29 protein-coding genes and 2 pseudogenes are annotated in these 27,000 nt (G+C 47.8%); 21 read left to right on the top strand and 10 right to left on the bottom strand.

All coding sequences use genetic code 11. The annotated features are described in order from the left end of the window. The 6 genes from ACJJIW_RS00285 (at window position 1) to ACJJIW_RS00260 (ending at window position 6,576) form a co-directional block, all read left to right on the top strand. Window positions 1-1,203 carry a serine hydrolase domain-containing protein gene (locus ACJJIW_RS00285; RefSeq protein WP_413662955.1) on the top strand — a complete coding sequence of 401 codons (1,203 nt, stop codon included), beginning with the start codon at window positions 1-3 and terminating at the stop codon, window positions 1,201-1,203. Between the two features lie 100 nt (window positions 1,204-1,303). Continuing rightward, the gene (gene htpG, locus ACJJIW_RS00280) at window positions 1,304-3,223 is read left to right on the top strand and encodes a molecular chaperone HtpG (protein WP_444936433.1); all 1,920 of its coding nucleotides are present in this window, start codon (window positions 1,304-1,306) and stop codon (window positions 3,221-3,223) included. Between the two features lie 246 nt (window positions 3,224-3,469). After that, window positions 3,470-4,501 carry an NAD(P)H-dependent glycerol-3-phosphate dehydrogenase gene (locus tag ACJJIW_RS00275; RefSeq protein WP_444893085.1) on the top strand — a complete coding sequence of 344 codons (1,032 nt, stop codon included), beginning with the start codon at window positions 3,470-3,472 and terminating at the stop codon, window positions 4,499-4,501. A 13-nt stretch (window positions 4,502-4,514) separates the two neighbouring features. Next, window positions 4,515-4,997 (top strand): DUF4389 domain-containing protein, encoded by a 483-nt coding sequence (locus ACJJIW_RS00270; RefSeq protein ID WP_282933779.1) that lies wholly within the window; start codon window positions 4,515-4,517, stop codon window positions 4,995-4,997. Between the two features lie 125 nt (window positions 4,998-5,122). Beyond that, a complete protein-coding gene (sixA, locus tag ACJJIW_RS00265; RefSeq protein WP_282933778.1) occupies window positions 5,123-5,575 on the top strand; it encodes a phosphohistidine phosphatase SixA in 453 nt (150 codons plus the stop codon). Between the two features lie 68 nt (window positions 5,576-5,643). Further along, window positions 5,644-6,576 (top strand): alpha/beta fold hydrolase, encoded by a 933-nt coding sequence (locus tag ACJJIW_RS00260; protein ID WP_444936432.1) that lies wholly within the window; start codon window positions 5,644-5,646, stop codon window positions 6,574-6,576. On the opposite strand, the gene ACJJIW_RS00255 is transcribed toward ACJJIW_RS00260, so the two are convergent. Both ACJJIW_RS00255 and folE read right to left on the bottom strand, forming a co-directional pair. Then, window positions 6,573-6,917 carry a 5-carboxymethyl-2-hydroxymuconate Delta-isomerase gene (locus ACJJIW_RS00255; RefSeq protein ID WP_444896455.1) on the bottom strand — a complete coding sequence of 115 codons (345 nt, stop codon included), beginning with the start codon at window positions 6,915-6,917 and terminating at the stop codon, window positions 6,573-6,575. The genes ACJJIW_RS00260 and ACJJIW_RS00255 overlap by 4 nt on opposite strands. Before the next feature lie 54 nt (window positions 6,918-6,971). Next, a complete protein-coding gene (gene folE / locus ACJJIW_RS00250; RefSeq protein ID WP_282933775.1) occupies window positions 6,972-7,514 on the bottom strand; it encodes a GTP cyclohydrolase I FolE in 543 nt (180 codons plus the stop codon). A 341-nt stretch (window positions 7,515-7,855) separates the two neighbouring features. Between folE and prmB the strand changes: the two genes are divergently transcribed. Next, the gene (gene prmB, locus ACJJIW_RS00245) at window positions 7,856-8,779 is read left to right on the top strand and encodes a 50S ribosomal protein L3 N(5)-glutamine methyltransferase (protein WP_444936431.1); all 924 of its coding nucleotides are present in this window, start codon (window positions 7,856-7,858) and stop codon (window positions 8,777-8,779) included. Between the two features lie 173 nt (window positions 8,780-8,952). Next, entirely contained in the window at window positions 8,953-10,029 is a 1,077-nt protein-coding gene (gene aroC, locus ACJJIW_RS00240; RefSeq protein ID WP_444907557.1) for a chorismate synthase, read from the top strand. A 58-nt stretch (window positions 10,030-10,087) separates the two neighbouring features. Here the strand turns inward: aroC and ACJJIW_RS00235 are convergent, their stop codons facing one another. Then, window positions 10,088-11,167 carry an integron integrase gene (locus ACJJIW_RS00235; protein ID WP_444936430.1) on the bottom strand — a complete coding sequence of 360 codons (1,080 nt, stop codon included), beginning with the start codon at window positions 11,165-11,167 and terminating at the stop codon, window positions 10,088-10,090. 329 nt (window positions 11,168-11,496) lie between these two features. Between ACJJIW_RS00235 and ACJJIW_RS00230 the strand changes: the two genes are divergently transcribed. From ACJJIW_RS00230 to ACJJIW_RS00190, 9 genes are all read left to right on the top strand, one after another. Beyond that, window positions 11,497-11,814 carry a hypothetical protein gene (locus ACJJIW_RS00230; RefSeq protein WP_444893097.1) on the top strand — a complete coding sequence of 106 codons (318 nt, stop codon included), beginning with the start codon at window positions 11,497-11,499 and terminating at the stop codon, window positions 11,812-11,814. Window positions 11,815-12,425: 611 nt separating this feature from the next. Further along, window positions 12,426-13,718 (top strand): group II intron reverse transcriptase/maturase, encoded by a 1,293-nt coding sequence (gene ltrA / locus ACJJIW_RS00225; protein ID WP_444935372.1) that lies wholly within the window; start codon window positions 12,426-12,428, stop codon window positions 13,716-13,718. A 406-nt stretch (window positions 13,719-14,124) separates the two neighbouring features. Further along, complete coding sequence (locus ACJJIW_RS00220) at window positions 14,125-14,535, top strand: hypothetical protein (RefSeq protein WP_444936429.1); 411 nt, start codon at window positions 14,125-14,127, stop codon at window positions 14,533-14,535. A 142-nt stretch (window positions 14,536-14,677) separates the two neighbouring features. Further along, the gene (locus tag ACJJIW_RS00215; RefSeq protein ID WP_444936428.1) at window positions 14,678-15,886 is read left to right on the top strand and encodes an IS91 family transposase; all 1,209 of its coding nucleotides are present in this window, start codon (window positions 14,678-14,680) and stop codon (window positions 15,884-15,886) included. 145 nt (window positions 15,887-16,031) lie between these two features. Next, window positions 16,032-17,396 (top strand): IS4 family transposase, encoded by a 1,365-nt coding sequence (locus ACJJIW_RS00210; protein WP_502867290.1) that lies wholly within the window; start codon window positions 16,032-16,034, stop codon window positions 17,394-17,396. Window positions 17,397-17,441: 45 nt separating this feature from the next. After that, complete coding sequence (locus tag ACJJIW_RS00205) at window positions 17,442-17,909, top strand: hypothetical protein (protein ID WP_444936427.1); 468 nt, start codon at window positions 17,442-17,444, stop codon at window positions 17,907-17,909. Further along, the gene (locus tag ACJJIW_RS00200) at window positions 17,896-18,033 is read left to right on the top strand and encodes a hypothetical protein (protein WP_444936426.1); all 138 of its coding nucleotides are present in this window, start codon (window positions 17,896-17,898) and stop codon (window positions 18,031-18,033) included. Before ACJJIW_RS00205 ends, ACJJIW_RS00200 begins: the two co-directional genes overlap by 14 nt. Window positions 18,034-18,041: 8 nt before the next feature. Continuing rightward, on the top strand, window positions 18,042-18,290 hold the full coding sequence (locus ACJJIW_RS00195) for a hypothetical protein (RefSeq protein WP_444893108.1): 249 nt from the start codon (window positions 18,042-18,044) through the stop codon (window positions 18,288-18,290). Window positions 18,291-18,398: 108 nt separating this feature from the next. Further along, on the top strand, window positions 18,399-18,839 hold the full coding sequence (locus ACJJIW_RS00190) for an acetyltransferase (protein ID WP_444936425.1): 441 nt from the start codon (window positions 18,399-18,401) through the stop codon (window positions 18,837-18,839). A 28-nt stretch (window positions 18,840-18,867) separates the two neighbouring features. Here ACJJIW_RS00190 and ACJJIW_RS00185 read toward each other — a convergent pair whose 3' ends face one another. The 3 genes from ACJJIW_RS00185 to ACJJIW_RS00175 form a co-directional block, all read right to left on the bottom strand. After that, complete coding sequence (locus tag ACJJIW_RS00185; protein WP_444936424.1) at window positions 18,868-19,386, bottom strand: transposase; 519 nt, start codon at window positions 19,384-19,386, stop codon at window positions 18,868-18,870. Window positions 19,387-19,412: 26 nt separating this feature from the next. Then, entirely contained in the window at window positions 19,413-19,808 is a 396-nt protein-coding gene (locus tag ACJJIW_RS00180) for an IS110 family transposase (protein ID WP_444936423.1), read from the bottom strand. A gap of 483 nt (window positions 19,809-20,291) precedes the next feature. Beyond that, window positions 20,292-21,430, bottom strand: a protein-coding gene (locus ACJJIW_RS00175) for an IS3 family transposase (RefSeq protein WP_282932108.1) whose coding sequence is annotated in 2 segments (ribosomal slippage) — window positions 20,292-21,181 and window positions 21,181-21,430 — 1,140 coding nt in all. Because the reading frame shifts where the segments join, the coding sequence is not laid out codon by codon here. A 315-nt stretch (window positions 21,431-21,745) separates the two neighbouring features. Here ACJJIW_RS00175 and ACJJIW_RS00170 point away from each other — a divergent pair. After that, on the top strand, window positions 21,746-22,060 hold the full coding sequence (locus tag ACJJIW_RS00170; protein ID WP_444936422.1) for a hypothetical protein: 315 nt from the start codon (window positions 21,746-21,748) through the stop codon (window positions 22,058-22,060). Here the strand turns inward: ACJJIW_RS00170 and ACJJIW_RS00165 are convergent. After that, window positions 22,057-23,219, bottom strand: a protein-coding gene (locus tag ACJJIW_RS00165) for an IS3 family transposase (RefSeq protein ID WP_282932943.1) whose coding sequence is annotated in 2 segments (ribosomal slippage) — window positions 22,057-22,961 and window positions 22,961-23,219 — 1,164 coding nt in all. Because the reading frame shifts where the segments join, the coding sequence is not laid out codon by codon here. The two genes, ACJJIW_RS00170 and ACJJIW_RS00165, sit on opposite strands and share 4 nt — an antisense overlap. 673 nt (window positions 23,220-23,892) lie before the next feature. Between ACJJIW_RS00165 and ACJJIW_RS00160 the strand changes: the two genes are divergently transcribed. Continuing rightward, window positions 23,893-24,222 (top strand): hypothetical protein, encoded by a 330-nt coding sequence (locus ACJJIW_RS00160; protein ID WP_444936421.1) that lies wholly within the window; start codon window positions 23,893-23,895, stop codon window positions 24,220-24,222. Between the two features lie 28 nt (window positions 24,223-24,250). On the opposite strand, the pseudogene ACJJIW_RS00155 reads toward ACJJIW_RS00160, so the two are convergent. From ACJJIW_RS00155 to ACJJIW_RS00145, 3 genes and pseudogenes are all read right to left on the bottom strand, one after another. Continuing rightward, a pseudogene (locus ACJJIW_RS00155) lies at window positions 24,251-24,388 on the bottom strand (IS110 family transposase); the annotation flags it as partial. 6 nt (window positions 24,389-24,394) lie between these two features. Continuing rightward, window positions 24,395-24,625: pseudogene (locus tag ACJJIW_RS00150) on the bottom strand (transposase); the annotation flags it as partial. 225 nt (window positions 24,626-24,850) lie between these two features. Further along, window positions 24,851-25,081: a hypothetical protein gene (locus tag ACJJIW_RS00145; protein WP_444936420.1), complete on the bottom strand. Its 231-nt coding sequence runs from the start codon at window positions 25,079-25,081 to the stop codon at window positions 24,851-24,853. Window positions 25,082-25,503: 422 nt separating this feature from the next. Between ACJJIW_RS00145 and ACJJIW_RS00140 the strand changes: the two genes are divergently transcribed. After that, window positions 25,504-26,328, top strand: a complete 825-nt coding sequence (locus ACJJIW_RS00140) for a GH12 family glycosyl hydrolase domain-containing protein (RefSeq protein WP_444936419.1) — start codon at window positions 25,504-25,506, stop codon at window positions 26,326-26,328. Window positions 26,329-26,436: 108 nt separating this feature from the next. Next, the gene (locus ACJJIW_RS00135; protein WP_444936418.1) at window positions 26,437-26,859 is read left to right on the top strand and encodes a macro domain-containing protein; all 423 of its coding nucleotides are present in this window, start codon (window positions 26,437-26,439) and stop codon (window positions 26,857-26,859) included. The last annotated feature ends 141 nt before the right edge of the window (window positions 26,860-27,000 follow it).

The following is a 27,000-nucleotide window of genomic DNA, read 5'->3' as shown; positions in this document are numbered from 1 at the left end:
ATGAGACCTGCAATTCTTTCAAATATCGTCTACGTCATGCGCGCCTCTATGGCACGTTTTTTTCTCTTCCTGGTGATTCTGGGGAGTCTGTCCCTGCCTGCGCAAGCGGCTGATATAGACGACAGGGCCAAACAGTTTGGCCGATACTTCAAACAGATGATGGCGGGTAAATCTATACCCGGCGGCGCCTATGTCATCGTGGATGGCAACCGGGTGGTCGCGATGGATACCTATGGCGTCAGGGTCCGGGGTAAATCCGGCAAGGTGGATCAGGACACGGTGTTCCGTCTGGCCTCGGTATCCAAGACCTTCGCTGCCAGTATGGCCACTATGTTGGAGCATGAAGATCGCTTCAAATGGGATGACAAGGTGGTCAACTATGTGCCGGACCTGAGCTTTAAGACGCCTTCACTGTCTCGCCAGCTTCAGGTGGAGCACCTGCTCAGCCATTCCTCGGGCCTGACCCCCAACGCCTACGACAACTACCTTGAGGACAACAAGCCTCTCAGCAAGATATTGCCCAAGTTTGCCAATATCGATCCGCGCTGCACGCCGGGAAAATGCTACGGCTACCAGAATGTGTTGTTCAGCCTTATTGAGGATGTGATTTTTGAGGCGACTGGGGTCTCCTTTGCCAGCCAGCTGAAAAAGCGAATTTTTGTCCCGCTGAAAATGCAGAACGCATCGGTCGGCTGGGAGAGCTTTATGGCCTCCGACAACCGTGCTGCACCCCATATTCAAACAGGCAGCGGCTGGCGCCCGGTAAAGGTGGAGAAGGAATACTACTTTGCTGCACCGGCGGCGGGAGTGAATGCCAGTATCTCTGATATGGCCCAGTGGCTGAAAGCGCAGATGGGCTACTACCCGAAGGTGCTATCACCGGAAGTGATCGCCGATATGACCACTGAGCGAGTCGCTACCCAGCGTCATATGCGCCATCGTATCTGGAGAGATTACCTGTCTCATGCAGGCTACGGCTTGGGCTGGCGCCTCTACACCATCGGTGATGACCGTATTATTTACCACGGCGGTTGGGTTGCAGGCTTCCGTGCGGCGGTGGCCTATTCGGAAAAGTTGAAAGTGGGTATTGCCATCCTGATGAATGCGGAGTCCCGAGTGATCTCAGATCTCACAGCCAATTTCGTGATCGATATTACTGGCAAAGGCAATCTCGCTACCGCTCAAACCAGTGGAGATCGCTGATCTCCACTGGTAAGTGATTGTCCCTCCCCCCTTGAAACCTGCTGGCTGATCCCAATATTTGCTCCCTGTTCCGATTGACGTTTACGGGGAGACCGAATAGATGACCGTTGAGGCCCAAAAAGAGAGCCATGGATTCCAGACGGAAGCCAAGCAGCTACTGCACCTGATGATCCACTCGCTCTACTCCAATAAGGAGATTTTCCTGCGCGAGCTGGTATCCAACGCTTCTGATGCCGCCGACAAGCTGCGTTTTGAATCGCTGTCCAAGCCCGAATTACTGGGTGAAGATGCAGACCTGCGCATTCGCATCGAGTTTGACAAGGAAGAGGGCACACTCACCATTACCGATAACGGTATTGGTATGAGCCGTGATGAAGTTATCGAAAACCTCGGTACTATCGCTCGCTCCGGCACCTCTGCATTTATGCAGCAGCTGACCGGAGACCAGAAAAAAGATGCGCACCTGATCGGCCAGTTCGGTGTGGGCTTTTACTCCGCCTTTATCGTCGCTGACAAAGTTGACGTATTCACTCGTCGCGCCGGTTTGAATTCCGACCAGGGTGTGCACTGGGAGTGTCACGGTGAAGCGGAATACTCCGTAGAGACTGTAGAGTGGCCCCAGCGCGGTACCCGGGTGGTTCTGCACCTGAAAGAAGAAGCGAAAGAGTTTGCCGATAACTGGCGCCTGCGTTCCATCATTAAAAAGTACTCTGATCACATTGCCATTCCGGTGGAAATGTTGAAAGAGGAAATGCCGGCGGCGGAAGAGGGCGAAGAGCCGAAAGAAGAGAAAGCGCCTGAGTTTGAAGCAGTAAACGCTGCCCAGGCCCTGTGGACTCGTCCTCGCTCGGAAGTGAAATCTGAGGAGTACAAGGAGTTCTACAAGCATATCTCCCACGATTTCGACGATCCCTTAACCTGGAGCCACAACCGAGTAGAGGGCAAGCAGGATTACACCAGCCTGCTTTACATCCCTGCGCGCGCACCGTTTGATCTGTACCAGCGCGATGCGGCTCGCGGCCTCAAGCTGTATGTGCAGCGCACTTTTATCATGGACGATGCGGAGCAGTTCCTGCCGCTGTACCTGCGTTTCGTGAAAGGTGTTCTGGACTCCAACGATCTGCCGCTGAACGTATCCCGTGAAATCCTGCAAAAAGATCGCAATACCGATGCGATCAAGAGCGCGCTGACCAAGCGTGTTCTGGATATGCTGGATAAATTGGCGAAGAAAGATGGCGATGAGTACCAGAAGCTCTGGGACCTGTTCGGCAATGTATTGAAAGAAGGTCCGGCTGAAGATTTCTCCAACAAAGAGAAAATTGCCAAGCTGCTACGCTTCGCCAGCACCCATACCGATACCGAGAAGCAGGATCAATCCCTGGAAGACTATGTGGGTCGCATGAAGGATGGCCAAAAGGCGATCTACTACGTGTGTGCCGACAACTTCGCTACGGCCAAGTCCAGCCCCTACCTGGAAGTATTCCGCAAGAAGGGTATCGAAGTGCTGCTGCTCACCGATCAGGTGGACGAGTGGTTCGTGGGTCATATGAACGAGTTCGACGGCAATCAGTTCCAGGACGTGGCCAAAGGTGCGCTGGACCTGGGTGAAGCCGAGAGCGATGAGGACAAGGCTGAGCGCGAAAAAGTTGAGCAGGAGTCCGGTGCCCTGGTTGAGCGGGTACAGGAAGTTCTGGAAGGTCGCGTTGAATCCGTACGCGCCACCACTCGCCTGGTGGACTCCCCAGCGTGTCTGGTGGTGAGCGAACAGGATATGGGCCCGCAAATGCGCCGCATCCTGGAACAGGCCGGCCAGGCCCTGCCAGATGCCAAGCCGATCTTTGAAATCAATCCGTCCCACCCACTGGTACAGCGTCTGGACCAGGAGGCGGATGAAGATCGCTTTGCGGATCTCACCAATATCCTGATGGACCAGGCTAATCTGGCTGCCGGTAACCAGTTGGCAGATCCGGCGGATTATGTGCGCCGCCTGAACACGCTGCTGCTGGAAATGCACGGCTAAGTCAGCGCTATTGATTGGTGCTAAGCGATGGCCAGCGGAGTTGTTTTAGGCTTTGCTGGCCCCAGAAGCGGCCCTTGCCGGATCGAACGGTATTTTATCGGTTGGTCACGGCAGAGGGCCGTTTTTGTTATTTACTGTGCCGTTTCGCACAATTGGCAGAAGTTTAAAACAAATTGACCCCATTGGGCTCAGCGGGTCATGCCTCTATAATCCGCAAGTCTTATAAGAAGCTTTATCGGTGTGACAATGCAAAAAGAAACTTCCAACCCCCTCGCTATTGCCGTATTGGGCGGCGGCAGTTTCGGAACCGCGATTGCTAACATTGTGGCGGGCAACGGCCACGATACCCGCCAGTGGATGCGCAATGCGGAGACGGCGGCTGAGTGTCGCGACACTCGAGAAAACCATAGATACCTGCCCGGCGTGCCCCTGCACCCGGAATTGCAACTTACCAGCGACCTGGAGCAAGCGGTCGATGGCTGCAATATCGTCTTTGTGGCGATACCCAGTAAATCCTTTCGCGAAGTGGTAAAAAAAGTGGCCCCGCTGTTGGCGCCGGGTACCATGCTGATCTCAACCACCAAGGGAATCGAGCACGACAACTTCCACTTAATGAGCGATATCCTGCGCGAGGAAACCACCGGCATGCGCGTTGGGGTCTTGAGCGGACCAAATTTTGCAAAAGAAATTGTTGCGGGGCACTACACTGCAACGGTGGTGGCCAGTGAAGACGAGGCGCTTTGCAAAGCGATTCAATCGGCACTGCACTCGGAAACTTTCCGGGTTTATTCCAGTAACGATGTGTTTGGGGTAGAGCTTGCCGGTGCGCTAAAAAATATCTACGCGATCGTCACTGGTATGGCTGCGGCACTGGAGCGCGGGCAAAATACCATCAGTTTATTGATCACCCGCTCCCTGGCAGAAATGATGCGTTTTGCCGAAGCGATGGGTGCCGATCCCATGACGTTTATCGGTCTAGCTGGTGTTGGCGACTTGATTTTGACCTGTTCCTCAGATCTCAGCCGAAATTACCGGGTGGGGTATATGGTCGGTAAAGGCAAGCCGCTCGATCAGGCTGTCGCAGAAATCGGTCAGGTGGCCGAAGGTGTGAATACGGTTCGTCTGATTAAACAGAAAGCCGACGAAATGGGTGTCTACATGCCCTTGGTTTCCGCGATTCACGCCATATTATTTGAACAGCGGCCGATTCCTGAGGTGATTCGTAATTTGATGTCGGGCGCGCAAACTTTTGATGTGGCCTACTCGGCCAAGCCTTAAATGGAAGCCTCATATGAAAAATGACGATCTAAAGCGCAATCTTACTTCCGGCAACCAGTGGGTGCGCCTTATCTATATGGTGCTGTTTGCAGTGTGCCTTCAGGTTGCCGCGTGGTTACTGATGGCGGTAGTGATACTGCAATTCCTGTTTTCGATTATCAGCGGGAAATCCAACGATAATCTGCGTCGCTTTGGCGATCAGCTCGCCTCCTATGTTTACCAGGCGATCCAGTTCCTGATCTACAACTCCGACGAAAAGCCTTTCCCGTTTGCCGAGTGGCCTGAATCTGAAGTAGAGGATTTGTCCGGTTACGAGGGCGCCGAAGATGTTTCTGCAGAAGTGGTTTCTACAGAAGTAAAGCGTGAAAAGGACAAGGCTGAAGACGAAGCCGAGGATGCCATTATCCTGGGTAGCTCCGAGCCCGAGAGCAGTGAAAAGCCCGAGCTGGTTGAGGAAAGTGCCGACGACGCCGACAAACCTGTCGACAAGAACTAATTGCTTTTCCTATCGCTAATTTATCCGGTGCCTTATCCGTGGGCACCGGATAAATATCTGCTGCCCTCCCTACGAATATTCCCGCAGATATCAACAAAGTAACAACCTACCCTTGAGGAAGCCCCATGCAGCTGTTTATTTTGCGTCACGGTAAAGCCGAGCCCATGCTCGCCAATGATGCAGAGAGAGCCCTGACAGAGCGCGGGCGCAGGCAGGTTGCACAGGTTTGTAAAAAGCGCGCCGAGGAACTGGCGGCGGTAAAGGCTATTTGGGCCAGCCCATTTGTACGCACTCAGGAAACCGCTGAGATTGCTGCCGCTCAACTGGGGTTGCCCGTTATTACCGAACCGCTGTTGATCGGCAATACCCACCCACAGCAACTGCTCGACCATTTGCAAACCCAGGATACCTTCCCGCTTCTCCTGGTTAGTCACCAGCCTCTGGTGGGCAGCCTGCTCAATGGCCTCTGTGGCAGCGGTAATGAACACCCGATGGGCACTTCCAGCCTCGCCTGTGTCAGTGCGGATGTATGGGCTAATGGTTGCGCTGACCTGGAGTGGTTGCAGCACGCAGAGTAATTTTTCCGGTCGTGTCTGCCAGTAAATCCCTATTGCGCTGATCACAACTGTCATTGCGGATGTTGTTGGTGGGCCGCACCATTTCACCACCTGTTTTTAGTCACTATCCGGTGGATATCACTTTGGCGACAAATCAAATCACTCCCCGTGAAATCACCCTTGAGTTTGATCACAAGTCGATTGCCGCACGCCAGTGGGGCGACCCGGCGGGAGAGCCGGTAATTGCTCTTCACGGCTGGTTGGATAACTGTGCCACCTTCAGTCGGCTGGCTCCCCTGCTGAGCGGAATTAATCTGGTAGCGATAGATATGCCGGGCCACGGACGCAGCTATCACCGCTCACTCGATGCCAACTACAACATCTGGGAAGAGGCGGAAGATATTTTGGGGGCGGTGCACGCGCTGGGCTGGCGCAAGTTCTCCATTGTGGCGCACTCCCGAGGTGCTATTGCCGGGGTGATTACCGCTGGTGCTTTTCCCGATCGGGTAAAGCGCTTGGCACTGATCGATGGCCTGGTGCCCCCCTCCACCGAAGATGAAAAAGCTCCGGAGAACCTGGCCAAGGCTATTGCCCAGAGAGCCCGTTATGGCACGCGCAAGCTGAGGGTTTACGGTACCTTCGAAGAGGCGGTCGAAGCGCGCAAAAATGGCATGTTCCCGCTAACTGAGTGGGCAGCGCAGATATTGACCGAGCGGGGCACCCGGGAAGTGGAGGGTGGTTATATGTGGAGTAATGATCCCAGGCTGATGGCGGCTTCCACGGCCAAGCTCAATGAGCCACAGATTAAAGCTTACTTATCCCGATTGAAGATGCCGGTGCAGCTGGTTCTCGCTGAAGATGGTATCGCAGATATGCTCAAGCGCCTGCGCCCTGTGCTGCAAGAGTTTCCGGGTATTGAGGCACGTGAGATTCCCGGAAGCCACCACTTGCACCTGGAGGAGAGTGGTGCCCGGGCGATTGCAGAGTGGTTTGGGCCTTTCTTGCGCGGTGAAACCGCTTAGAAGGGAACCCGCTTGGAATAGCAGCTGGCATCCATCTCCCGCACCTCTACCGAGACTGCGGGAACTCCCTCGGCAAATTGGCACAGGCTGTTAAAAACCGCCGAGCTCAATGCTTCCCTTTCCCGCGTAGAGCGCCCTTCAAGCAAGCGGATCTCTGCGTGGATAAAGCTGTTGCCATTGTCCCCAGCGATAAACTGATCGTAGGACTTGGCGCGAGTCTTGATATTGTGAGAGGCGAATAAACCGGAACGGTGCATCGCCTCCTGAGCCGAGCTGACCAGTGCAGCGATAGAAATCTTCTCTTCCAGATTTTTCGCATACTCTATGATCAGGTGAGGCATAGCGGTCACTCCTCGGTCAAAGCGGCCCTGGCGGCCGCTGGGTACCTGTGGCGTTTACTGGCGCAGCAGGGAGAGGAACTCGTTGCGGGTGGCCTGGTTGCTGCGGAAAGTACCGAGCATAGCCGAAGTCTTCATCACAGAGTTCTGTTTTTCCACACCGCGCATCATCATGCACATATGCTTGGCTTCGATGATCACGCCGACACCGGCAGCACCGGTAACGTTTTGCAGGGTCTCGGCGATCTCTACGGTCAGCTGCTCCTGGATCTGCAGGCGGCGCGCAAACATATCCACAATGCGTGCTACCTTGGACAGGCCAACGACCTTGCCATTGGGAATATAGGCTACGTGGGCGCGGCCGATAAACGGCAGCAGGTGGTGCTCACACAGGGAGTAGAGTTCGATATCCTTAACCAGCACCATTTCGCTGCAGTCGGACGGGAAGAGCGCGTCGTTGACTACATCTTCCACGGTCTGTTTATAGCCGCGTGTCAGGTATTCCATGGCTTTGGCGGCGCGCTCCGGGGTGTCTTTGAGCCCAGGGCGTTGCGGATCTTCGCCGATTGCTTCAATAATTCGCGCGTAATGTTCGTTCATGCTGCTCTTTCCAACATCTCAGCCCGAAGGGCGGGTGCGCTACCCTAAGCGTTTGTAACCCGAGAGTAAAGATCCACGCGGCCCCAGAAGCCTGTTAGCTGTTATTTGACGACCACTGGCGAAGGCTGTTTTGTTAGCAGGGCAGAGGAAGTTGGGCGGAAAAATGGCTTAGGGCCTTTAGGCAGCAGCTGTAAAATGGCCACTTAACCTTACTCGTCGCTTATTTGGTGTGAGCAAACTACACTCCCCGGGCATTGATTGGCCCCTCTGAAGCAACAACAGAGGGCACCCGCAGGTGACAGTGGGCCCCGACAAGATACAAAGCACTTAAGGATAGATTGATGATAGAAAGGCGTGAAACAAGCCTCCACGAACTGACCACGGTTTTGGACTATATCCGCTGGGGGACCAGCCGATTCAATGAGGCCGACCTCTACTACGGCCATGGCACCGACAACGCCTGGGACGAGGCCGTTTTACTGGTAACCCACGCCCTGCATCTCCCCCCTTACAGTAAGCCGGAGATACTCCAGGCCCGTTTGACCATGGAGGAGCGCCGCGACGTACTCACTATCCTGGAGCGGCGCTTTAGCGAGCGGGTACCGGCGGCCTACCTGACCAAGGAAGCGCATTTCTGCGATATGACATTTTATGTGGACGAGCGGGTACTGGTACCCCGTTCACCGATTGGCGAGATGATTCGCCACAACTTCCAGCCCTGGCTCAATGTTGAGCCCCTGGCGATTCTGGACCTCTGTTGTGGTAGCGGCTGTATCGGTATCGCCTGCGCCGAGGCCTTCCCGGAAGCGCGTGTCGATGTGAGCGATATTTCCGAGGACGCGATCGAAGTGGCACAGATCAATATCAATCGTCACGAGTTGAACGAACGCGTGCGCGCAGTGCAGTCGGACCTATTTTCCGGCCTGCACGGTATGAGTTATGAGTTGATCGTGTGCAACCCGCCCTATGTGGATGCCCGCGATCTGGCCGAAATGCCTGAGGAATACCACGCGGAGCCGGATATAGCCCTGGGCTCTGGCGATGACGGTCTCGATTTTACCCGCCGCCTGCTGCGCGAGGCTGCCAACCACTTACAGCCCGACGGCCTGTTGATCTGCGAAGTGGGTAATAGCTGGGAAGCCCTGGAAAAAGCCTTCCCGGAGGTGCCGTTTATGTGGCCCGAGTTTGAGGATGGTGGCCACGGTGTCTTTGCAATCAGCCGGGAAGAACTGCTCGCCTATCAACCCTACTTCGAAAAGGAATAATTCCTTTTGCCTCCCCGGCAATCTCGGTTGCTGGGTTATGGGTACAAGCCCGGTTCTGCGGACACTTGTGCTTTTTGCCCCAGTCTGCGCACTGGGGCGGGCAGATCATTTATAATGCGCGCCCCTATTGTGGGCCATCCTGTTTTACCACCTACTAGCTGGAAAAGTCGTCTATGTCGGGCAATACCTTTGGCAAGCTGTTTTGTGTCACCACCTTTGGCGAAAGCCACGGCCCCGCGCTCGGCTGTATCGTCGATGGATGCCCTCCGGGTCTGGAGATTAGTGAAGAAGAAATTCAGCGAGAGCTGGACCGCCGCAAGCCCGGCACCTCCCGTTATACCACCCAGCGCCGCGAACCCGACCAGGTAAAAATCCTTTCCGGTGTTTTCGAGGGAAAAACCACCGGCACGCCCATTGGTTTGTTAATTGAAAATACCGACCAGCGCTCCAAGGACTACAGCAATATCGCTGAACAGGTAAGGCCAGCCCATGCCGATTTCACCTATTGGCAAAAATACGGCATCCGCGACTACCGTGGGGGTGGCCGATCCTCCGCCCGTGAAACTGCCATGCGGGTTGCCGCCGGGGCCATCGCCAAAAAATGGCTAAAACAAAAATACGGCATTGAAGTGCGCGGTTATCTCTCACAATTGGGCCCGATCAAAGTACAAAAACTGGATTGGGACCAGGTAGAGCAAAACCCCTTCTTTAGCCCGGATGCCGATCGGGTCCCCGAAATGGAGACCTATATGCAGGAGCTGATCAAAGAGGGGAACTCTATCGGTGCGCGTATCTCAGTACATGCCAGCGGCGTTCCTGCTGGACTGGGTGAACCTATTTTTGATCGCCTGGATGCAGATCTGGCCCACGGCTTAATGAGTATTAACGCGGTAAAAGGCGTGGAAATTGGAGCTGGCTTTGACAGCGTGGAGCAGAAGGGCACTGAGCACCGAGATGAAATCACTCCGGAAGAGGGGTTCCTGTCGAATAATGCCGGTGGTGTGTTGGGTGGTATTTCCAGTGGCCAGGATATCATTGCCCATATCGCCCTGAAGCCGACTTCCAGTCTGCGTATTCCCGGCCGCAGCGTTGACCGCTCCGGCAATCCCATTGAAGTCGTTACCAAAGGCCGCCACGACCCCTGTGTTGGTATTCGAGCAACGCCTATCGCCGAGGCCATGATGGCCCTGGTTCTGATCGATCACGCACTGCGCCACCGCGCGCAAAACGGCGATGTAACACCGGGATAATTCGATCGGCCATTTCTATTGCGGTACCGGCGAAAGCCGGTATCCGGTCTCCGCGCTACTAAGATGCAGCCGATAAGCCAAGCCCCTGTATTTCCCCTACTTTGCTCCCAACAAAATAGTTAGCTCCAGCCTCCTCAATTTTATTAATGTTGCGCAGTCGATCTGAGGGGCTTAAAACGCCTTTATTTCCCCGATTTACGACATGGGTATAAATTTCCGTAGTACTAACATCCGAATGCCCTAGCAGTTCCTGAATCGTGCGCAGGTCATAACCCGCTTCGAGCAAGTGAGTCGCAAAGCTATGGCGAAATGCATGGCAACGAGCCGGTTTGTTGACTCCCGCTAGCTTGACAGCTATACGAACCTGGCGCGCTAAAGTTGACGCGTGCATATGGTGCCTTCTGTTTTCACCGGAGCGAGGACATTGGCCGATGGTGCTGGAAGGGAAAAGGTATTGCCAAGCGAGTTGTTGGCTTGCACTTGGATACTTTCTTTCCAAAGCGTTAGGTAAATAAACCGAACCAAAACCAGCCAAAAGATCTTGTTGGTGTAATAGGGAAACAGACTCCACCTGCCTATGTAGCTGCACAATTAACCCGTTAGGTAATATCGTAGTGCGATCCTTATCCCCCTTACCACCTCGAACAAAAATATTATTGCTGTCGAAGTCTATATCCTTTATACGCAAAGAAAGCAGTTCGGCGCTACGAAGGCCGCTACCGTACATTAGCTCAACCTGTAATCTGTAGGTGCCTTCAAGGTGATCCAAAATTGCTGATATTTCTCTACGGCTATAAACCACGGGCAAGTACTTTTGTTGTTTTGCCAGTTTAAAGTCCAGAGCCTGAATATCCCTACCTAAGAACCTCTTGTACAGATATATCAAAGCGTTCAGAGCTATTCGCTGTGTATTTGCGGAGCAAAGACCCTGAACTGCAAGGTGAGAGAGAAACGTCTCAATCTCAACAGCTCCCATATCGTTAGGGTGCTTCTTTTTATTGAAATGAATGAAGCGTTTAATCCAATGGGTGTAAGTTTGCTCTGTTCGGTACGATAGTCCTTGTTTTCGAATATGAAATCGCAGATTGTCCATAAATCGTTCAGGCTTACCTGCGATTTTGTGGCGAATGTCGTCCATGATATTGCCCTTAGACTGTTTTTATATACAGTATTTGCTCTTTTGTCCTGCTGTCAATATCAGAATTCAAGAGAAGCTTCTCCTATTTCTGGGAGTGACGATCTATCTCTTTGATTTTTATAGGGTTGGTAATGTTATAAAGAGCAGAAAAAGCAGGTAGATATATAGCGCCTGCTATATATCTACCTGTTGAGAAATATGCCAAAGTTCTTAACTTTTTGATATTATTGGATTTTTGAGGTTATCTTGAAAGAAGTGGGTAGAATTATATAGTAGGGTGATATAAAGACGCTTCTTTTGAATTAACTGTTATGTCTAGGGATCGCTCTATGAAAATTGATACAGGTTGCCCCAATTGTGGTGGCGTAGCAATAAAGGAAAGTGAGCGTGGTGACGATCCAGCTATCTACAAATGTCCAGTATGTAATAGCGTTCTATTGCCTGATATAAAGAAAAGTGAATTTCGTCGCTACTTTGGCTGGATTGCACTAATAATGCTGGGATTGGTCTTTGCTCTCGGTAAATTATTTCCCGCTCTTTCGCTAGTTTTTTTTGTTACTCTTATGCTTTTAAGTTTAGTCGGTACAGGATACGAAGTTTTAGAATTCTCAAAAATCGTAAAGCTAAAATGTGTAGTAAAAACATAACAAGGTGATGATGTTCATTCCGCCCCTATGGGGCTCCACCAGACGGCCTACGCTTCGCGCAGTCCGCCGCATATCACGGCGTGTGTGCCAGGCATGGCATTTAACTAGAGAGGTGAAAGTCCTCTTACCAGGTATTCGTGGAGCCGAAGGTTAGCGAAAGGGCAAGGTTAATATCGCGAGGTATTGGCTGGAGGAAGCCCAACGCAAATTCACGGGGTGATGAACAAGAACTGGATATGAGGTGTGACGCAGGTGGAGCCAGTGGGCACGTGACCATAAAGCTCTCCATCCACAACTGGCCTGCGTTTTATAAATCCAGCATCTACGTGAAGAAAGTTAAATGTCTTACCCTGGGAGGTCTATGGGTTGTTAATGGAATAACTGAAAACTGAGAGATTGGTTTTGACCGACCCATAGAAGTCAGCAGAGGGCATTGTAGGTAGATTTCGTGCTACTGAAGGCCTGAACAATTCTGGACAGTATTATTAATGCAGAGCTTGATGACTGCATCTGACAAGTAACTTAGTTGCCAGGAAAAAAAAATATTTTTTTCTGGATGAACATCAAACTGGAAACTTAATCATACATTGTCCAATTTCCCATCTCTTTTAATGCAGCGAATTCTAGATAGGAATAATCTGTTTCGAGCATTACAACAAGTTTCTCGTAACCAGGGTGCGCCAGGTCTCGATGGTATGACGGTAAAACAGTTGCCGGAACATCTTAAGCAGACTTGGATTGCTACCCGACAAAAGGTGTTAAGTAGTAGCTATCGTCCTCAACCGGTGAAACGCGTCTTTATACCAAAAGGCAATGGAGGTCTGCGTCCATTGGGTATACCCACTGTGCAAGATAGGTTGATCCAGCAAGCTATCGCACAGATACTCAGTGAGCAATGGGAACCAAAGTTTCATGCTCTTAGTTTTGGTTTTAGACCAAATCGATCAGCGCACCAGGCGATTAGACAGGTCCAAAACTTTGTCCGGCAAGGAAAGCGCTGGACGATCGATATGGACTTGAAATCCTTCTTTGATGAAGTGAATCATGACAAGCTCATGCTAACACTGAAGCAAAGCGGAATACCGGCTGATGTGCTGGGATTGATAAACCGATACCTAAAAGCGCCAACGGTAGTCGATGGCAAGGTAATAGCTACAACAAAAGGCGTCCCGCAAGGTGGGCCGTTATCTCCGCTTCTAGCGAATATTGTGCTTAATGAACTGGACTGGGAGCTGCACAAGCGGCAACTCAGTTTTGTACGATATGCCGATGATTTTCAAATTCTGGTGGGAAGTCGTCGGTCTGCAGAGCGGATAAAAGTAAGCCTTACGCATTTCATCAAATGTAAGCTGAAGCTCACAGTAAATACTGAGAAGAGTGCAGAGGATCGCTTCTGGAAGCGGAGCTTTCTAGGATTTAGACTGCTGAAGAAGGATGCCCGGATAAAGGTATCAGAATCATCGGTTAATAAATTGAAGGCAAAGATCAGAATGATCACCCGCCGAACACGAGGCCGCAAGTTTACTCAGATCATAGAAGAGTTAAAGAAGTCCCTGCTTGGTTGGAAAGCGTACTTTGACATCAGTGAAGTACTGAGCCCTCTGAAAGATCTGGACAAGTGGATAAGGCGGAAGTTGCGATGTTATTTATGGAAGCAATGGGGACGTAGTGGTTACCGCAGATTAAGAAGGCTGGGTGTTGATCGCTTTTTAGCGTGGAACACGGCCAAATCAGCGCATGGACCATGGAGGCTAAGCAAAAGTCCTGCCCTTTACAGAGCATTGCCAAATAGATACTTTAGGAACTTGGGGCTGCCGGAATTGGCAGATAGGAAAGGGAATAGAATTGAACCGCCATGGTACGTGACCCGTATGCCTGGTGGTGTGGGAGGAGAGGCATCGTGAGGTGCCTCCCTATCCCGATTATTGTGGCGGTCATTTTTTAGGTGGTTTGAAGTTGCTGCAAGCACCAATCTCTTCCTGAGCACATTTCTTCAGAGAGTTTTCCTGCAAGTTGGCACCGCAGTTCCGTTCAAGTGCCTTCGTTTAAAGCCAACAAGTTCTGCAAGCTAGCTGCAGCATTGTAGAGTGCCAGTCAGTTAGTTAACCGGTGGGGAAAGTATGGTATTTTTCCAAGTAAATTTATCGGGCAGTGGCCAGCCAACGTTGGCTGGCAAAGAGCAAGTAGGTTGTTCTGTGCGCGCCAGCTATAACCAGGCCAGGCAAGATCGCCCAGCCGGAGGCTGGGCTGGACAGCCTACGCTCCGCTTCGGCTGCCCTTGCTGGCAACGTTAATTTTCTAAGAGTAGCCATGCCTTACAAGAATATTATTAGATCTGTTGTAGTGATTTTTTTAGTCGTTGCTGCTTACTATGTTGGCGAGCATCGGGGGTTCAAGCGGGGTGTAGAAATTTCTGCAGTTTTTGCTTCATCGGGAAGGTCAGTAGATGAAGCAAATATGATTGCTCTTCTTCTCGGATATGCGAGGCGGGGGGAAGAAGAAAAAATGTATGAATGGGGCGAAAAGTTCATTGTCCAGAACATGGATACATACAACAGCCTTCAAAGAGTGCTCGCTACAGAGTCTGCGGCAACAAAAGATACAAAGCTCTATGATATGCTTGATCTAATGGTCAACTCATATCCACACAGTATAACGGAAGATTACATAGAAACATACATTGAGGCAGGCAAGAACTCCTCGGCCAGCCCCGAAAATTAACCAGGCCAGTCAAGCTCGCCCACCCCTTCGGGGCTGGGCTGGACAGCCTACGCTCCGCTTCGGCTGCCCTTGCTGGCAACGTTGTACAAACCCGCTGCGCGGGAGTGGTGCCACTTTTAAATTATAAGAGGCATTTTAGAAAATGCATAACCGGGTATTGCAAAATATATTTTCTGCGTACAGTGGTTATTTATCTAAAACTGCGCAGCCACTAAAAAATTTAAAGGCTATCTCCTCGATACAAGAATGCCGTACAAAATCGATGGGAAGCAGTTATTATCGTTGTAAGCACAACCATGTCACTGAACAGCATCATTCTTGTAGGCATAGAAGTTGCCCGCTCTGCTCAGGCAGAAAACAGCTCCAGTGGGTTGATCAGCAGCGTCGTAAATTATTTGATACAGAACATTTTCATGTGGTCTTTACTATACCTCATGAGTATCTGCCGTTATGGCAATACAACGAAGAGAAGCTTACAGATATACTCTTTTTGTCGAGTAAAGAAACCCTGTTTGAATTAATGGCGAGTAAAGACTATCACGGAGTAACTCCCGGGATGCTTATGGCTCTGCATACTTGGGGAAGACAGTTAACTTTACACCCTCATATACACTGCTTGATAACCGCTGGTGGTTTGACTTTAAGGGAAAAGTGGAAAGAAACAGGTGAGTATTTATTACCTGTTCGAGTGGTTAAGAGTCTTTATAGGGGAAAGTTTCAAGCGCTGTTACTAGAGCAGTATCGTGCTGGGTTAATCAAGCTCCCTCCCAGTTGGCCCATTGGCCAGTTTGATATTCTCTTTAAAGCTTGCTATCGCAAAGAATGGTCAGTTCGTATTCAGGATCGATATGAGCATGGACAAGGAGTGCTTCTGTATTTTTCACGATATATCAAAGGTGGCCCGCTGAAGCCAAAGCAGATATTAAACGTGGATCATAAGGGGCTGGAATTTCGTTATTTTGATCACCGTGACCAGCGACGCAAGCGACTAAGATTAAAGCCTGAAGAGTTCTTAAGACGTGTCTTGCAGCACATACCTCCAATAGGAAAACACATGGTACGGAGTTATGGATTATATGCTGGGTGTAATAAGAAAAAGCACGATCTATGTAGTAATCAAGTGGGTTTAATGAAAGATCAACGACTCCCAGCTGGATTGCAAATCCAAGATCTGGTGGTAGAGTGTGGGCAGTGCCATGAATCTACAAAGTTGACTGGCAGAGTGTGGTCTAAGGTGAAAAAAGGAATTTCCTTTATAAAGGGGGCGGCTCGGCAAGATAGCGCCGGCGGGAATGTACAACATGGCGATGAACCAGACACTGCAGGAATGGGCCTCTTTAGTTCGGCCTAAATTCAATGCCAGGTCATTTTTTTTACCGCCTGCAGTGCAGGTTATCTAAGCGCTAAGTTTTATACATAAGTTTTTTCATTTTTACTTTATAAATCAATAAGTTACAGTTTAACCCAGTAAGAACTATAGATTTGGCTGGATAATTATGCAGGACTGGGTCATGGACGAAATAAAAAATCAGGTTATGGGTGATACACGCTTGAATAAGCGCCTGTCTAATATTCTCAGTAATTTAAGTTCCGACCCAAAGAATAGTATTCCCTGCGCAAACAAAACTTGGGCAGAAACGTTTGCGGCTTATCGCTTTATCGAAAATGATAAAGTCAATTTTGATTCTATTATGAGCGGCCATAAATCGGCAACTCTTGAGAGAATCAAGGCGCAGCCCGTTGTTCTTATCCCTCAAGATACCACCTTTCTAAATTTTGCCACTGACTTAGAAAGTAAAGAGATGGGAACACTTAGGCGGAAAGAGACCAATCAGCAACTCTTGCACACCTCCATCGCTATAACGCCATCAAGAGTTAACTTGGGTGTTGTTGAGGGTAGTATGTGGCAGAGAGACAAGGAATCAAGCTCTAATTCCCGTTATACCAAGTCGATAAAGAATAAGGAGAGTCGACGCTGGCTAGACCATTACGAAACGGCTTGTCAGATACAGGAGCGCTGCCCTGAAAGTACAATTGTGAGTATTGCTGATAGAGAGGGTGATATTCATGAGTGGTTTCAACTGGCTGAAGATCAAAGTGAACAGCGGCGGGCGAGCTATATCGTTCGAGCTAAGGCCAATCGCACTTTAGAGCTCGATGGAGAAGAAACGGTTTTGCTTTGGGATCATATGAATGAGCAGAAATCTGTTGGCCTATACACGGTAGATATTCCCAAACGGAATGGTGAATCTGGAAGAAAAGCCAAAGTCAGTGTATCCACTACTGAGATACGGCTACTTGGGAAAGGAAAATCTAAACGACCACTTTCTCTCTATGCTGTATTGGCTAAAGAATTAAACCCACCAGAGGGTGAAAAAGGCATTGAGTGGATGCTGTTAACTGATCTTCCAGTTGAAGACTTTAAGCAGGCAAGGGTCATCATTGAGTGGTATCGAAGCCGGTGGGAAATTGAAACCTATTTTCGGGTGGTGAAAGGCGGATGCCAGATAGAAAGTAACCGTTTTAGAACAGAGCAGCGCATGTTGAACTGCATTGCGATCTATATGATTATTGGATGGCGGCTACATTCGATAACTACGCATGCACGAAGAGTTCCTGACGCACCGTGTACAAGTGCCTACTCTGAAAAAGAATGGCGTATGATATGGATGATGCGAGATAAAACTACTCCACCAAATGAACCCCCAAGCATGAGGGAGATAACCCGTATGTTGGCAGGTTTAGGAGGTTTTTTGGGGCGTAAAGGGGATGGCGAGCCAGGAGTTAAAACCGTTTGGCAGGGATACACCAAGCTACTTCATTATATAGAGGCAGCAGAAACTCTAAATGGACTTAAATAATGTGTATAAAACACAGGCTTGGCGTTACGTGTCGCGGAAGCACCGATGAAGAATTATAAGTTTGAATTATTCGCTGACTACTTTCAGGTCTATCTTATGGATACTGCGGCAGATGACGATACTTCGGAAGTATGGACTGAAGAGGCGCTTGAACTGAAACTAGGAGTACTAACAAATACTCTCGCAGTTGGGACATTCCGCAATGTTGATGTGCCAGTTGAAGTAGAGATCTATGATAGTGAGCCCAATATCGATCTAAAAGAGTGGGATCATGCATCAATGGGTTACTTCACTATCAAGTCTGGTAGTTGTGCAGTGTTCGGTTGTACAGGCTATCTACCTGACGCAGCAAAGATAGAAATCAAACCGGGTGCCTATGCCGCACTTTCATTAGCTAAAGGCCTCGATTCAATAACCGAGGAATGGGAAGACGCGGATGATATTTATAGAGTCATTCTTTGGCCTTCATCAATTAAAGAGTACAAGGCACTAAAGACCTATGAAAACACGTAACAAGGCCAAGCAACATCAGCCACTTCGTGGCTTGGACAGCCTTACAGCCGCGCTTTTTATGCATGGCTACGCCATTATTGCACAAAAATTACAACTACAAGTCTGCCGTTGTTGGCAGCGCTAAGGGTCTCAATGAAAACTGGAGCAGCTATCATTCTCGGGATGCTGGTGGGTGGCGTTACAACCACCACCTATCTTTATTCCCAAATATATATCCCTTGGGTAAAATCCGATATTCGTAGTGAGGAAGCGGAATTAAAACTGCTATCCCTTCACATTGAAAATCTTAAACAAGGCAGGTATCAAGAAGTAACTTCAGCGCTAGAGGCGGAGCTTACAGCGAAACAAACCACAATTAATCTGTTGAAGAATGCACAGTAAATGAAGTCATAACCCCTTAACAAAAACATCAAAGGCGCACTTCGTGCTGGACGTCTGCTGCGCAGCCGCCCTTTATGTTGGCGTAAAATTTCCGATTGGAGTTTGGCTATGAAAATTGAGAAGTCAGAAAAGAAAGATTATGAAACCCTGATAGAAATTTGGGAGGCCTCAGTTCGAGCTACTCATGACTTTCTTCAGGAAGAAGACATAGTCACTTTAAAGCCCCTGATTTTAGAGCAGTATTTCGATGCTGTGGACTTGAAATGTGCTAAAGATGATGAAGGAAAAATTCATGGTTTCTGTGGCGTCCATGAAGGGAATGTCGAAATGCTTTTTATCTCTCCAGAATCCAGGGGAAAAGGCATAGGTCTCCACTTAATGGAAGACGCCATAAAAAATCAAGGTGCTACCAAAGTCGATGTTAATGAGCAAAATAAACAAGCGCTAGGCTTCTATGAGTATTTGGGTTTCAATGTAGTAGGCCGTTCTCCACTAGATGGTCAAGGAAAGCCATACCCTTTGTTACATATGGAACTAGGCAAAATTTAACAAGTGACTATGGTTGCTCGTCAAGTTTTTAAGCCATACTTTCATCCCAGTAGGTGTTATTTTTCACCATCGTATTCAGGATCGTAATCTGCTTTCTCATGCAGGCAGTCAGAGCGACCTTTTTAGGTTTGCCAGCGTCGACTAGTCGTTTGTACATCGGCTTTAATTTAGGATGATGTTGTATGGCCGACTTAATGGAAACAAACAAAACCGTTCGTACACGATGCCTTCCACGCCGAATATATCCCTTTCCCCGGAAGCTGCCGCTATCACGGTTCATTGGAGTGATACCGACAAGTGCAGCGATTTCTTTACGGTTCAATTTTCCTGGCTCGGGAAGTTCACTCATCAACGTATAAGCCAATACATTTCCGACCCCTTTAGCACTCAACAATAAGTCGCGCCTTTGCCGCCACTCAGACACACTGTTAACCAGTTTATCCAGTTGCTTGTCGATATCTTGTATCTCTTTCTTGATGGTGTTTAGAATGGTCTGGATAGGCTTGTGTACTGATTCCGGCATCCTCTGAAGTCGATTCTTTTGCATTGTACTAATCTCTAAACACTGACTTCTTACAGCCAGTAAGTCACTGATCTCTCTAAGTTTTTCTGATTTAACTCCGATAGTCTTGGCTTAATGGCCTCACCAAAATGTGCAATATCCATTGCATCTAGCTTGTCAGTTTTGGCGAGGCGCCCTGCGGATTTAGCGAAGCTCCTTATCTGCGAAGGATTGCAAACAACAATAGGTAATCCGGCTTTGTCGGCGGCGCAAACAAACTCTAACTCGAGCCTTCCCGTAGACTCTATTAATACTCTTTGGGGTTTAAGAGGTTGTAGTTGTTTAATGGCATCTTTAATGCCATTTTTATCATTGGCAACACTAAAGAACTGGCCAGTAGGTCTCACATAAATATCGAGTTGTTTACTGCTGGTATCGATACCGACATTGATCTCTTGAGGTTCCATAAGATAAGCTATCTCCGCCTTGCTATTCGGGCTCGAGGCCCACATGACTATCCGAGTTATGCCTAGTGAGTGTCTGTCACGTTCCTACTTGTTAACGGTCTTTATAAACCGGCGCAGCAACGAACTGTGACAAACAAGGCCTTCGGTGGCCGTCGAAGGTGGGTCTCAATTTACCCGTTAGCGAAAAGGATTTTCAACATCAGAATCGGGCAAGAACAACCATACAAGTCGAGCAAGCAGGACAAGGTACTGCGTGCTTCGCCCTTTCACTCAACGTTATGTGTAAGAAAGATTTGAGATATGAATAGAGTTCAAGTAGGTACACCTCAATCGAAAGAAGTAATTAAGCGGTACGCAGAGGAGGAAACCTTTTTGCTGACTTTCTTCTTGAATGAGCTTAAAGGAAGCGACTCACATTTATCGTATTGTGTCATCTCTGATATAGAGTCAGAGTGTTGTGGTCAACTCCAACCGGACACTTTCCTAAGCACATTTTTCAAATTCGATAGGGGTTACGTCCCCCAGTGTTGTATGTATCCTGCGTGAATTGTAATACGCAATATAGGCCCTCACGTCTGTTATCGCACCCTCCCTTGTCGGATAGAGGTTTCCTGTTAACCATTCCCGCTTCAGGCTACTAAAAAAACGCTCAGTAGGTGCATTGTCCCAACAATTTCCCTTGCGGCTCATTGAGCACACCATTCCATGCTGCTTTAGTAGCGCTTGGTAGCTATGGCTGGCATACTGGCTACCTCGATCAGAGTGATGCAGCAGACCTTTTGTTGGGGTGCGCAAATTGATAGCCATAACCAGTGCACGACTTGCCAGGGCCGTCTCCATCTGGCGGTCTAAGTGCCAGCCAACAATCCGGCGTGAATAAAGATCAATTACCACTGCTAGGTATAACCAACCCTGCAAAGTCCAGATATAGGTAATATCCGTAGTCCAAACTTGATTTTTAGCACTCGGTGAGAAATCCCTATTTAGAAGATTCTCAGCAACTGGCAGTTGGTGCTTGCTATTTGTGGTTAGTGTAAATCGCTTCTTCTGTTTTACAACCAAGCCGAGCTTTTTCATGAGTTTGCGGACTCGATAACGCCCAATTTCAAAGCCTTCTTTGCGCAACAGCTTCATTAACCGACGGCTTCCGAGACTCTCACGAGATTCTGCAAATAAGGCCTTCAATCGATGGCATAGTTGCCAAATCTGGCCATCTATTGGGCTATCACTACGACGACACCATTCGTAATAGCTGCTCTTATTTACTTGCATTACTCGGCAGAGCACTCTAACTGGAAAGCTACCTTGCTGCTTTTTAATAAATTCGTACTTTATTTCATTTCTTTCGCAAAGAAGGCGCTGGCCTTTTTTAGGATTTCCTTCTCCATCCGCAATTGCTTTACTTCACGTCGCAGTTGATCCAGTTCAGCTCGTTCGCCCGAATCCAACCTTACTCCGCTCTCTTCCTGCTCCAGCTCCTTTATCCAGCGTCGCAGATTGTTAGCAGTGGTTCCTACAGCCTCTGCGGCCTTGGAAATCGAATACCCTTGTTCTGAGACAAGAGCTACGGCGTCTTTCTTGAACTCCGGCTTGAATTTCCGGCGTGTACCTTTTGTTGTCATACTTCACCTCGCTAGGTAGTTTTACCATCTTAACGAAGTGTCCGGAAGGATTAGACCACTACAGAGGTGGGTGTTGAAATATTTAGTGCTACCGAGAAGATCGCAGAAGTTCATTGTGCAGAAAATAGAGATGGGGTTCTTACCGGTGAGCTACAGGTTCATAGTATGAAAAACTGGGAGAAAGCTGAAATATTGAGTGTCAAAGAGGCTAGTATCTATGTGGGCACATAAAACATATAACAAGCGCAAGCTGTCGGAACGCCTTCCCGCTCCTTCGTCGCTACAAGTCATCTGCAGCTGCGAGTGTGATGTGCAATGAAAAATATCGCGCAATTCTTACTGCTTTTACTTGTTGCAGCCATGACTTGGATTTTACTTCAGCCCTTCCCTGGCGATGAAATAAAAATTTTAGAAATTACAAAGGGAACCGTCGGGACGTTTGTTATTGGAGCAACAAAATCGGAAACATTAAGTAATAATATTAAAAGCAGTTTTGCTCCAATGCTCAATTCAAAAGAATGTCCGAAAAACTGGATTAAAGTAAACGAAATGAGTAGGATTCAAAGAGAGTGCTTAATGGATTCTAGTGGATGGGGTGATCCTACCCATCAACAACGGACACACCACTAAGCGACTAGTTGTTCCTCAAACGCCTCAGGGCTGAGATAGCCATTGGCGCTGTGTAAGCGATTTCGATTGTAGTCTATCTCTATATACTCAAATACGGTCTCTCGCATGAGGCACCTTGTGGGAAAGCGGTTACCATGGATTGCTTCTACCTTAAGTGAGTGAAAGAATGTTTCTGCACAAGCGTTATCATAGCAATTACCTTTGGCGCTCATGCTGCACCGCAGACCATAAGCTGTAATCAAAGATTGATAATCTTTAGAGCAATACTGGCTTCCCCTGTCAGTATGCACGATAACATTCGTAGGTTTCTTACGTCGCCATAAAGCCATTTGAAGAGCGTCACAGACCAATGTAGCTGTCATCGTTTCTGACATCGCCCAACCAATAACTAGCCGACTATATAGGTCTATCACTACAGCCAGATATAACCAACCTTCTTCCGTTCTCAGGTAGGTTATATCCCCAGCCCATTTCTGATTCGGCCCTTCAGCATTGAAGTTCTGCTCGAGCAGATTTGGAGCTACTGGCAGACCATGTTTTGAATAGGTTGTGGCTTTATATCTCTTGGCGGCTTTAGCCCGTAGGCCCTGTCGACGCATGCTGGCAGCAATTGTTTTTTGATTATATTTACTCCCCTCACTGGCCAACTCCTTCGTCAGGCGAGGAGAGCCACTACGTTCTTTACTGGCTATAAAGCGCTGCTGTACCAAGCTATCGAGCTGCATTCGGTACTGCTGGTACCTGGATTGGCCGGCCGATCTTGACACCCAGTCGTAAAACCCACTGCGAGATACGTTCAATACCTTGGCCATCGCTTTTATGCTGAATTCATGCCTGTGCATTTGCATGAAGGCGTACCTCATTTCAGGCTCTTTGCAAAGTACGCTGCGGCCTTTTTTAAGATCGCCAGCTCCTCTGCCTGCTCAGCCAGCTGCCGCTTAAGGCGAGCATTCTCTGTGGCCAGCTCTCTCTCGGCATCCCCTCGGCTCTGATGTAACTTAGCCTTGCTTCGCCATCCGTAAATCTGAGAAGGATGTAACCCAAGCTGTTTAGCGGCAACGCTTACCCCAACTTTGAGCGCAAGTGCTAGGGCATCCTTTCTATACTCCTCTGAGTACTGTTTACGAGTGGTTTTGGTTGGTTTATTTGATCTTGTCATAGAGCACCTCTGCTGCGTAGTTTATCGCTTAAGAGAGTGTCCGTCGTTGGTGGGTAGGATCAGGGAGCTTCTACTGATGCTGGTAAAGAATTATGCCCCGAAAAAACAGATTGGCATATTACTCTTTATTTTGTAAAAAATAATCTTTCCAAGGTGAAAGTTCGTTGCACTCTAGCCATATAAAATTACATATAACAAGTCGAGCAAGCGGGACAAAGCACTGGGTGCTTCTCCCCTTCACTCAACGGAATGTGTAACAAAGATTTGATAGATGAATAGAGTTCAAGTAGGTACACCTTTATCGAAAGATATAATGGACCGGTACGCAGGGGAGGGAACCTTTTTACTGACTTCCTTCTTGAGTGAGCTTAAAAAACGACCAGGCTTTGTCGTATGGCGTCATCTCTGATATAGAGTCAGAGGTGGGTGTTGAAATATTTAGTGCTGCCGAGAAAGTCGCAGAAGTTTAATGCGCAGAAAATAGGGATGGGCTTCTTACCGGTGAGCTACAGGTTCATAGTATAAAAACTGGTAGAAAGCTGAAATATTGAGTGTCAGAGAGGCCAGTATCTATGCGGACACATAAAATACATATCAAACGCAGACTGTCGGAACGCCTTTCTACTACTTCGTCGCTACAAGTCGTCTGCAGCTGCGAGCGTTATGTGAACATATGAATTACTATATATTTTCAAAAGATTTTTACATAGGTCAATCGAGACTGGAGTATTCTGATTTAAGTATGGGCATGGTTCATGGGCGTTTTATACAAGGTCCGGGCTATCAAAAAGTAAAAAATGTTTTTAAGTTATTCACCAGCGAGCAATATGATGAGTATTATCAAAAGAGAGATGATCTGGAGTTGATACTTCAAGATGAATCAGGTAATAAAATTCCCAATGACTTTATTCATATTGAAGACTTTTCTCCAGAATTTGAAGAGATTATTGTAGAGGTCAAGTTAGTAAGCGCCCAGTCATGGGCAGGTATTGAAAACACATAACTAGTGACTATGGTTGCTCGTAAAGTCTTTAAGCCATACTTTCATCCCAGTAGGTGCTATTTTTCACCATCGTATTCAGGATCGTATTCAGGATCGTAATCTGCTTTCTCATGCACGTAATCAGATCAAGCTTTTTAGGTTTTCCGGCGTCGACTAATCGCTTATACATCGACTTTAACTTGGGGTGATGTTGTATGGCCGACGTGATGGAAACAAACAGAACCGTGCGTATAGGATGCCTTCCATCCCGAATATATCTCCTTCCCGGGAAGCTGCTGCTATCATGGTTTATCGGGGTGATACCTACAAGTGTGGCAATTTCTATACGATTCAATTTTCCTAGCTCAGGAAGTTCACTAATTAGCGTATAAGCCAATACATTTCCGACTCCTTTGGCAATCAACAATAATCTGAAGCCGATTCTTTTGCATTGTGCTCATATCTAAACGCTGACCTCTCACAGTTAGTAAGTCACTGATCTCCCAGATTTTTTCTGGCTTAAGCGCTGATAGTCTTGCTTTCATATTCTCGCCAAATTGTGTGATATCAATAGTATCTAGCCTGCCAGCCTTGGTAAAATGTCCTGCGGATTTGGCAAAGCCTCTTATCTGAGAACGATTGCAAAAAACTACAGGTAATCCTGCTTTGTCTGCGGCACAAAAAACTCTATCTCGAGTCCTCCTATAGGCTCTATTAATGCTCTTTGAGGTTTAAGTGGTTGTCGTTGTTTAATGGCGCCCTTAATGTAATTTTTATCATTGGCAACACTAAAGAATTGGCCAGTAGGTTTCACATAAATATTGAGTTGTTTACTGCTGATATCGATATCGATATCGATATTGATCTCTGTAGGTTTCATAAGATAAGCTATCTCTGACTTGCTAGTCTGGCTTGAGGCCCATTGCCCATTGTGTTATCTGAGCTATGCCTAGTGAGTGTCCGTCACGCTCCTGGGTATTAATGACCGTTATGAGTTGGCAATCAAACCAAGTGTGACAAACAAGGCCTTCGGTGGCCGCCGAAGGTGGGCTCAATTTATCCATGAGTGGAACGGATTTTCAACATTAGAGTTAGGCAAGAGTAAGTATATAAACGTATATTGTTTTCCTCTATTGCGGCATAACAATATACGTTATGTACCAGTTGCCGAAAGCATGAATGTTGGGGCTAATATTGGATGATAAATATTTTGTTTCTTGTCAAAAATAAAGAATTAGGTAGTTTAAGAGTAAAAATGCTATTTGGTAACTTATTGGGAAGTGGAGTTTTGAGATTTTTATTGTGTTTTTTATTATTATGACTGCTTCTTGTGCTACTAAAGTTAGTAATGGTTCTGGTTGGGTAAAGCCAGAAACTACAACTATTAGCTGTGAAGACTTTCATAATGTAGCTACCAAGCTGGGTATAATGAATAATAATGTCTGGAATAAATATGCTGCAGAAGATGATCCTTGGTCCCAATGTTTGGAGAAAAGACTGGTAGAGGGTGAGTTACAATTTGGTTGGTCATGGTCTTGGCCTTTAGATCGACGGGTAATTTATTCCCAACCACAAATAAAAATAGGGTCTTCTCCTTGGGCGCCGGAACCTAAGTTTGATGATGCATTTCCCTTAAAGATATCCAGCCTGGCGAAGCTTGGCATTTCACATCATACAGAAAGCAAATCGAGTGGGGATTATAATACGGCTACGACGATGTGGTTAATTTCTGAAGCTTATAGGGGGCGTGAACCAAATCGTTCAGTAATAGCTGCTGAAATTATGATCTGGACATATTTTACTGACGGACATTTCAATCCTGCAGGGATAAAACATAGTGAGGTATCAATTAATGATTCAGTATGGGAGGTTTGGTACCATAAGAATTGGAAGGATATGTCGGGAGTAAATGATAATAATTGGGTGTATGTATCATTTAGGGCCAAGCAACCTTCCATGATTGCCGCTATTCCTGGTTTGGAATTACTGAATTACGCAGTTCGAAATAGTTTAATCCCTAAGGGGCTATTTATTGCCGATATAGAACTTGGGAATGAAGTTATGAGTGGCTCTGGAATTACATGGGTAAAGGATTTTACAGTTGATTATCAGGTGAGAGAATTATGAGCTGTAGATACTGTTGATTATATATTGCTACATGTTTCTGTTCTTTTGAAGGTTGAGATACCTATGCCGCCAGATTAAATCTATTTAATTGATAAGCCCAAGGAGCTTGTGGAAGCTTGGAGCGAAGTATTTGAAGATTTTGGAGTTGTAGGTGTTATTGAGGGAGATTTCTTTTCCAAATCAGCTGACGCAATGGTTAGCCCTGCTAATAGCTTCGGAATTATGGATGGTGGGTTGGATTTGCTAATTAGGGATAGGCTCGGTTTTCAAGTAGAGGATCGGGTGCAAGCACGGATCAAATCCGACTTTCATGGTGAATTCCCGATAGGATCAGCTGTATTAGTACCTACCTCTCATGAAAATTGGCCATATTTAATATCAGCTCCAACTATGCGAGTGCCGGAAGATGTTTCCAATACGCTAAATGCATATTACGTTTTTCGAGCAATCTTAAACTCTGTGCAGCCATTTAACAGATCAAACTCCCCGGAGAGAATTAACTCGATTCTATGTGGGAACAGGTATAGGTAACTTATCGGCTAGGCGTTGTACAGGCCATATGCGAGCAGCCTATAACTCCTTATCCAAGCCTTCAAGAATACCCAGTTATACAGAAATACATACAACACATAGAGGGCTGCAATTAGCTTACTAGTGCATAGCAAGTATCTT

It is taken from the genome of Microbulbifer maximicatervae (SeqCode), from assembly GCF_052467815.1.
This window is presented reverse-complemented; position numbering and strand designations above follow the sequence as displayed.